The sequence below is a fragment of the Neisseria sp. HMSC065D04 genome (assembly GCF_001815675.1).
Taxonomy (GTDB): domain Bacteria; phylum Pseudomonadota; class Gammaproteobacteria; order Burkholderiales; family Neisseriaceae; genus Neisseria.
On record NZ_KV821463.1, the window covers coordinates 1 to 8,440 of the forward strand.

General features: G+C 48.8%; 4 protein-coding genes. 2 read left to right on the plus strand and 2 right to left on the minus strand.

Annotation, left to right across the window (positions count from 1 at the left end; translation table 11 throughout):
- Positions 1-230: 230 nt before the first annotated feature.
- Both ubiG and HMPREF3050_RS14010 read right to left on the minus strand, forming a co-directional pair.
- A complete protein-coding gene (gene ubiG / locus HMPREF3050_RS00795) occupies positions 231-950 on the minus strand; it encodes a bifunctional 2-polyprenyl-6-hydroxyphenol methylase/3-demethylubiquinol 3-O-methyltransferase UbiG (protein ID WP_070773132.1) in 720 nt (239 codons plus the stop codon).
- Entirely contained in the window at positions 947-1,132 is a 186-nt protein-coding gene (locus tag HMPREF3050_RS14010) for a hypothetical protein (protein ID WP_003779896.1), read from the minus strand. The genes ubiG and HMPREF3050_RS14010 overlap by 4 nt, the downstream gene beginning before the upstream one ends.
- A 69-nt stretch (positions 1,133-1,201) precedes the next feature.
- On the opposite strand from HMPREF3050_RS14010, the gene HMPREF3050_RS00800 reads away from it, so the two are divergent.
- Together HMPREF3050_RS00800 and HMPREF3050_RS14510 are read left to right on the plus strand one after the other, a co-directional pair.
- Positions 1,202-2,131, plus strand: a complete 930-nt coding sequence (locus HMPREF3050_RS00800) for a hypothetical protein (protein ID WP_070773133.1) — start codon at positions 1,202-1,204, stop codon at positions 2,129-2,131.
- 658 nt (positions 2,132-2,789) lie between these two features.
- Positions 2,790-8,440, plus strand: a 5,651-nt coding sequence (locus HMPREF3050_RS14510; RefSeq protein WP_168166247.1) for an ESPR-type extended signal peptide-containing protein, incomplete at its 3' end; no start/stop codon positions are given.

Genomic DNA, 8,440 nt, shown 5'->3' on the forward strand with positions numbered 1-8,440 from the left:
TGATTTTAATTGACTATAAATTTAATCCACTATATTAGTGAGTTCCCGTTTTAAAGCTGGATTTCCATTTGCGTGGTAACGGCAGTCTTTGTCTGCGGGAAGTCTGCTTCAAGAAATTGAAATAAGAGAAGCGGGCAAGCTGCATTGGTGAGAAGTTGAAAAGAGGTCGTCTGAAACGTTCTTAAACGTAAGTTTCAGACGACCTCTTTTCATGATTCGGATAGGCAGATTTAAACCGGGCGGCAGGCAATCATATAATTCACTTCTGTCGAGTCGCATAAAGAATAGCGGCGGGTCAAAAGATTGTAGGTCATGCCCTTGGTATCGATAACGTCCAAACCTGCCTGCCTGCACATCCGCGCCAGCTCGGCGGGCGTGATGAATTTTTGCCAATCGTGCGTCCCTTTGGGAACAAAGTTCAACACATATTCCGCACCGACAATCAGATGGAGATAAGATTTAGGGTTGCGGTTGATGGTGGAGAAAAACACCATGCCGTCAGGCTTTACCAGCTCCGAACAGGCTTTGACGATGGCGGCGGGGTCGGGAACATGTTCCATCATTTCCATACAGGTTACAACATCGAAGCTGTGCGGCTGTTCGGCGGCAAGGTCTTCGACGCGGATGCAGCGGTAATCGATATTGTCCACACCTTCGGCAGCGGCATGGGCTTGGGCGGTTTCCAACGATTTTTCCGCCATATCGATGCCGGTAACGTGCGCCGCGCCGCGTTTTGCCATGCTTTCCGACAAAATCCCACCGCCGCAGCCGACATCCAAAACACGTTTGCCCGCCAACTGCGCGAACGAGTCGATATAGCCCAAGCGCAGCGGATTGATGTCGTGCAAAGGTTTGAACTCGCCGTTTTTATCCCACCATTTATCCGCAATTTGGCTGAATTTAGCGATTTCGTCCGCATCGACGTTGTGTTGTCCGGCTGCTTCCATCATGATTTTCCTGATTTGGATTTCGGGTTGAAGAGGGTTTCGATTTTATAGCAAAGCGGCAGGATGGAACAGAGACAAACCGCCGCCAGCCGCCAAAAGGTCGTCTGAAAACGCCGCTTACCCTTTTCAGACGACCTTTGACTTGTTTTTACCCCTTCCGCCTTGTTTGCCTCGACCTTTCCCATTAATTTATATCAAGCACTCCTCGCATTGCCGAAACAGCAAGCCCCGACCTTCACCAAAAAGAAAACCCAATGAAACCATTCATCCGCGCCGCATCCCTACTCTTCCTTGCCGCCGCCTCCGCGCTAGCCTCCGGCAAAGACTTTATCATTTACGACCGCATGGACTACGTCGGCAAACCCGATCTGACCGCCGACAAATTGTCCAAAGTATTCCTGATTTACGAATCCGAGCTGGTCATGCCCGATCCTGCCGGTAAGCGCAAACACGGCGTATTGAACGAAAAGCGAATCCGCGAATTGGCGCGTCAGTCCTATCGTGAAGGCTACCGCACCATCTCCACTGACATCGAAACCTGGTTTGCCGAAAAAGACGGACAAATCCTCACACCTCAAGAGCTTAAAACCGATTTTGCTCGTATGTACCAAATTTTCAAAGAAGAAAATCCCCGTGCCTACATCAGCAACTACGGTTTGCCCGACGAACACCTGCACGCCATCCGCTACTACCAATCTCAGGCGGACAACGAGGCAGTATTGGCAAAATGGCGGCAGTTCAGCAAACGCCGTCAGATGAGTGCAGCCATCAGTGACTATGCTAATCCCGTGTTCTACATTACCACGCCCGATTTGGCGCAATGGGAAAAAGACGTCCAAACCACCGTTGCCGAGATTAGAAAGCGCTATCCCGACAAAAAAATCATCGGCTACCTCTGGCCGCAATATTATTCCGCAAGCAACAGCCCGTATTTCAAACAATTTATCGATGCCGAACGCTGGCAGAAAATGCTCGAAATCAGCAGCAAATATATGGACGGCGTGATTATCTGGTCGGACAAGCGCGATGAAAACCATCAAATCGTCCGCTGGAACGACCCGCGCATACAGGCAATCATGCGCGCGACCAAATCCTTTATCGCGGCGCACCCCAAAGACATCGCCGTCGAAATATTGCAGCCGCCGACATCATCCAAATCATTGAAAAACAGCAAATTGAAATAAAACAACGCATTTCCTGCCGTTAATCTACTAGAGAAAAGCATGAAGGCGGGCGGATAAATCCGCCAAGCAAAAAGGTCGTCTGAAACCCAAAATTTAGGTTTCAGACGACCTTTTTGTCGCAATGGCGGTTTTGTTGCTTATTAATCCACTATAACAGGGAGAGTGATGTCCATGATCTTGTTGCAGTTTATTTTCAGACGACCTTTTTTCAAAATTCGCTTACGGCATTTTTTCATTTTAGTATAAATGCTTTATGGAAGTCTGAAGGCATGAATCAGATATGTCATCTTTGGCATGATAATTGCAGGGTAAAAGTCATAGTTCTATATTATTTGGTAAATAAGTGTTAATTTTAAAAGCAAAGTTACGGATTATCGGGGCTTTTTTTAAACAAACGGTAAGGTTGATTAGCTTAAAACACTATTTCCCAAGATATAGATATGTTCTAAAAATTGTACCTAAGTGACAATTAACGTCAGCTTGATTGGTTTTCAATAATATATAAACAAAATAAATGAATGCCTGCCTCATAAAATCCGCGTGTGCCTGAAGAAGAAGATCCGGCGGCGGGGCAGTGCGGGGAGTACGTCTTATTTTGATTGTATATGCTTGAATTCAATCTGATATTTTTTAATAAATCCAACCAAGAGAGATTGTTATGAATAAGATTTTCAAAGTTGTATGGAACCGTACCATCGGCTCTTTCGTCGTTACTTCCGAATTGGCGAAGGGACGTGTCAAATCAAGCAGCGAAGGTGCTGAAGGGGATGTGCGCGCCTCAGAAGAGAGTCGTCTGAAAACCTTATTCAGACTGACGGCGTTGAGCGCGGCATTATTGGGATTTTCCGAAGGGGCTTGGGCTGCGATTCCGGAAGGATCTGCAACAGGTGGGGCAATACTTTCTATTGGTACGGGTACGAGTTCGGCATACGGAGCAGGTGCCATGTCTATCGGCCATAATGCTCAAGCGAAAGTTAATGGCGCTTTGGCAATTGCTCCAAATTCACAGTCCCATACAACAGTTTCTAATGGCAATAATGCTATTGCCATTGGTGTCAATCTCCGAGCGGATGGATCGAAGGCAATAGGGATTGGTGCGGATACTAATGTTACTGGGATAAGTGCCATTGCAATTGGTAACAATGATTCGGGTAGAATGGCGAATCAAGGTGTTAACGGGAATGGTGCCATCGGTGTGGGTAGCAATTTAACCGTACGTGGTAACAATGCAATTGCTGTGGGTACGGAATCTCAAGCGAAGGCCAATGATACTGTTGCCGTTGGTACAGGTGCGCAAGCGACGCTAGCTAATTCGATTGCTATTGGTAAAAATTCGTTTGCAAGGGGTTTGTATAGTGGAGTGAAAGGAGATGGAAGGGCGATTGCCATCGGTTTTAATACACAGGCGATTGGAGAGGATTCTGTTGCCATCGGTTCTGGCGTGGATGCCAATGCTGCCGCACTGGCACAAAATAGACAGAGTGTAGCCCTTGGTTGGCAAGCAAGAGCGACAGGTACAACACAAGCGGTTGCCATTGGTCCGGAGGCTTATGCTTCAGGTGCGCAATCAACTTCCATTGGTAACAATACCCGTGCAACGGGCGATTCGTCGATTGCCATTGGTGGTGATGACTGGGATGATGCAAAAAAAAGCGTAAATACACAGTACAAGGCATTGACTGGCTCTGATATGTCCGGTGGTTATCAAGGTACTACGTCTGCTACGGCAGCGGTTGCGGTAGGTGTGAAGGCGCAGGCAACAGGTGCTTTGTCTACGGCTTTTGGTCCGGGTACGATCGCTAGCGGTTTGGGTGCATCAGCGTTCGGTGTGGGTGCGTCCGCTACTCAGGATAAGTCCGTCGCCATCGGTGCGGGGTCGCACACTAATGCCGATGCAACGGCTGTAACAACTGCGACAGTCAATGGTATTACTTACGGCGGTTTTGCGGGAACGACACATATTACTTCGGGTTCGCAAGTTTCTTTCGGTTCGGCAGGTTACGAACGTCAGTTGAAACACGTTGCCCCAGGTGCAATCACTGCAACTTCCACCGACGCGATTAATGGCAGCCAGCTTTACGCGCTTCATGCAGGTTCGGGCAATATCGCCAAAGCGGTTGCCAATGCATTGGGCGGTGGCGCGGCTGTGGGCATTGATCCTACAAACAATCAAGGTACGGTAACACTGCCGTCTTATGATGTGTTTAAAGGCAATGCGACACCGAATGCCACAGGCAGCAGTACAACCAAATTCAATACGGCAGCCGCAACCAGCGTGGGCGGCGCGCTGACCAACCTCAATACTTACGTCAACCAAGGCTTTGCCGTCAAAGATAATGCAGGCGCGGCGAAGGGCATTGTTACGCCCGGAGAAAGCGTGCAATTTGCCGACGGCAATGCGACTACCGTTACCGTCGATACTGAAGCAGATGGTAATACTAAAGTCAAATACGACGTTAAGGTGGACGGAGAAACTGTCAAAATCGAAAACGGCAAACTGACTGCCGCATCGCAAACTCATTTTTATAGCGTAAATAGCACAGATAAAACAAAAGCCAACTACAACAACGAAGGCGCGACAGGAGAAAACGCGATTGCCGCCGGTCCAGAAGCCAAAGCGGCTGCAAACAATGCGGTTGTAATGGGTAATAAGGCAACTGTTGAGGCGGCAGCAGGCTCTGATCCTGATGTTAATGGTGAGACTACGGGTGAAAGTTCAGTCGCCGTTGGTTCTGAAAGTACAGCCAGTGGTAAGAATGCAGTTGCTATCGGTCAACAAGCAAATGCTTATGGCGAAAACACGTTTGCGGGCGGTCAAGGTGCTAAAGCCTTGGGTAAATCCAGCGTAGCTGTAGGCGAGGGCGCAAAGGCCAACGAAAGAAATACTATTGCTATCGGCTCTGGCAATAATGCGTGGAAAATTGATTCTATCGCGTTGGGACGTGCTGCCAATGCAGACGGCGAGGCTTCTTTGGCGCTTGGTTTGAACAGTCATACACGTTTGCAAAACGCCATTGCTTTGGGTAACAACGCAAACGCGAATGACGAAAATTCTATTGCCATCGGTGCAAACAGCAAAACTGTTCAATCTGCAGCAGTCGCTATCGGTAAGGATGCGACAGCCCTGAAATATAGTTCTGTTGTTATTGGTGAAAGTGCACGATCCAATAACTCGCGCTCTGTCGTCATCGGCTATAACGCTTCTGCAACCAATCCTGCAAAACCGGATTCGGCTGAACTTGACTACAATCAAACCGTTGCTATCGGTGCATATGCCAATGCATGGGGAGACCAATCTACTGCTATTGGTAATAATGTAAACGCAAAAGGCAATTCTTCTATCGCCATCGGTTCAGACGATTGGGATAACGTTGCAGGAAAAGCAGTAGCCGGTACGGGTAAAACGGTTAAACAAGTTTATCAAGACTATACCGGTGATGAGATGACGACCGGTAAAAACTCTTATATTCAGACGACCTCAGGCGAAGCTGCGGTAGCCATTGGTGCTAAATCACAGGCAACAGGCGAATTGTCTACCGCCTTTGGTACGGGTACACGTGCCGAAGGCGTTGCCTCTGCTGCATTCGGTATGGGCGCGAAAGCCACCAAAGGTAACTCTGTCGCAATCGGTGCGGGCAGTACGACTGCAACCAATGCAACCGAAGTCAACGAAGCTACTGTCAACAATCTGAAATACTCAGGTTTTGCAGGCGGTAACCATATTACCTCCGGCGACCAAGTGTCTTTCGGTTCGGCAGGCTACGAACGTCAACTGAAAAACGTTGCTCCGGGCGAAATCTCTAACACTTCTACTGATGCCATCAACGGCAGCCAGCTGTACGCGGTACAAAACGTTTTGGGTAATACTGCCAAAACTGTTAAAAATGTATTGGGCGGAGATGCCGCAGTCGGCGAAAACGGCGGCTTTACAATGAGCAACATCGGCGGTACAGGTCAAAATACCATTGATGCGGCTATCCGTGAGCTGAATACTAATGCGTACAAACCATTCAAACTGACGATAGCGCAGACTGGTGGTACCAACGGTGTATCGGAAAACCATACACTGCAAGACGTTACCAGCGGTTCAACCATTACGCTGGAAGCGGGTAAAAATATCTCCCTGCGTCAAAACGGCGCAACCGTCAGCATTAATACCGTTGATAATCCGGAATTCGTGGGCAAAGTTACCGCTAAGGGCGGATTGGATATGAATGGCAACAAGATTACCAATGTTTTGAGTGGTACTGATACCAAAGACGCGGTTAATCTGGGTCAGTTGCAAGATGCGATGGCAAACCTGCGTGTCAGCACGCTGACGACCGTCAATAATGATGCGCCGTTCTCTTATATCGATAAAGACGGTAGATTGTTGAAACGTGAGGTAACCGTAGATTCAGGTACGGGCGTGAAAACCGTATCGTTCAAACATATGGACGACAGCACTCCGTACACAGGCGATGTAACCATTGCCGCATTGAATCCGACCGATCCGCAAACTACTACTCCGACCACGGTCGGCAATGTGAAGAACGGTGCTAAAGACAATGATGCAGTCAATGTTTCCCAGTTGAACAAAATCGCCGAAGCCATCGGTACGAAAGTGAATCCGGACGGCACGATTACTGCGCCAACGTATAACGTCATTTCAGGCAATCCTTCAAGCTCCAGCGTAGCAGGTTACAACAAAGTGGGTGACGCGCTCACCGCTTTGAGCGATGCCGTACGCACACCGTTGAATTTCGAAGGAGACACAGGCACGAAATTTGACCGCCAACTCGGCAGCACCGTAGCAGTCAAAGGCGGACAAACTGATAAGACTAAGCTATCCGATAATAATATTGGTGTAGTTTCAGACGACCAAAATCACACGTTGAACGTCAAATTGGCAAAAGAATTGACCGGCCTGACTTCCGCAGCCTTCAGCGGCGATGTAACCGCTGCTGGCACGACCGTTAACGGTTCCGGCGTAACCATCGGCTCCGGCAGCAACCCTGTGAGCCTGACTGCGGGCGGACTCTCCAACGGCGGCAACAAGGTTACCAACATTGCCGACGGCGTGGCAGATAATGACGCAGCAAGCTATAAACAAGTCAAAGCCGCGAAAACCGAGGTTCAAGCAGGTACGAATGTTGCCGAAGTGAAGAAAACCGACGGCGCGGACGGTCAGGCGATTTATACCGTCAATGCCAAAGGTGCGGCTGTCTCTGCGGAAGGCGCAGACAACGGTCTGAAACTGACGTCGTCTGAAAATCCAACTACTAATGTCACTACCTACAATCTGGATTTGTCTGACAAAACCAAAGCCTCTTTGACAAAAGCCGACAGCGCATTGCAAAACATCGGCGTACAAGTCAACGGTGCAGATGCCAAAACATTGACTAAAGACGATTCCACGCTGAACTTCGTTAACGGCACAGGTACGACCGCCGAAAACAAAAACGGCACCGTCGCGTTCAATGTCAATAAATCTACGTTGACAGCAGGTACTGGCGGCGTAATCAGTGCGGATACAGCAGGCGATGCATTTGCTACCGCAACTGATGTTGCCAATGCCATCAATAAAGCCGTTGCCGACAGCGAGAAAATCAGCATCGTAGCGGCAGGCGATAATACCCATGTTGCTTCTCAAGTTACTGGTAATCAGACACTTTATACCGTTCATGCCGATAAAACGACTGTGAGCGTAAAAGCTGACGGTAAGTTGGCATTGAATCCGACTGAAACGACAAGCAGTAACCAAACCAAAACCACCAACTACGAACTTGACCTTACAGATGCCGCCAAAGCTGAGATTCAAAAAGGCGTAGATGCGAAAGATATTGTCGATACCAAAGGTATTACCTTTAACGGCGATAGCGGCTCTCCCGTGACTAAAAAACTGGACGAAACGCTGGCAATTAAAGGCGACAACAAAAATGTGGTTACCGAAGCGGGTACAGACGGCATTAAAGTCAAACTGAAAGACGACATTACGTTGACCAGTGTAACTGCCGATACGTTGAAGGCAGGTGACAGCGAATTGACCACTACCGGACTGACTACGCCTAAAGTTACCGCAGGCGACAGCGTACTGACGACTGATGGTCTGACCATTGCCAATGGAGCCAATCCCGTATCCCTGACCAAGTCTGGACTGAACAACGGCGGCAACAAGATTGCCAACGTAGCCAAAGGTACGGAAGACACCGACGGAGTGAATGTCAGCCAAATCAAACCGTTGGCAACAGCGCTGAATACGGCTGTTGGTGCGGATGGTTCTATCGCAGAGCCCAACTTTACCGTCAATCATGCTGACGGTACGGCGGG

Coding starts and splice junctions, on each gene's coding strand:
- ubiG (WP_070773132.1), bottom strand. CDS start 950: ATGATGGAAGCAGCCGGACAACACAACGTCGATGCGGACGAAATCGCT.
- HMPREF3050_RS14010 (WP_003779896.1), bottom strand. CDS start 1,132: ATGGGAAAGGTCGAGGCAAACAAGGCGGAAGGGGTAAAAACAAGTCAA.
- HMPREF3050_RS00800 (WP_070773133.1), top strand. CDS start 1,202: ATGAAACCATTCATCCGCGCCGCATCCCTACTCTTCCTTGCCGCCGCC.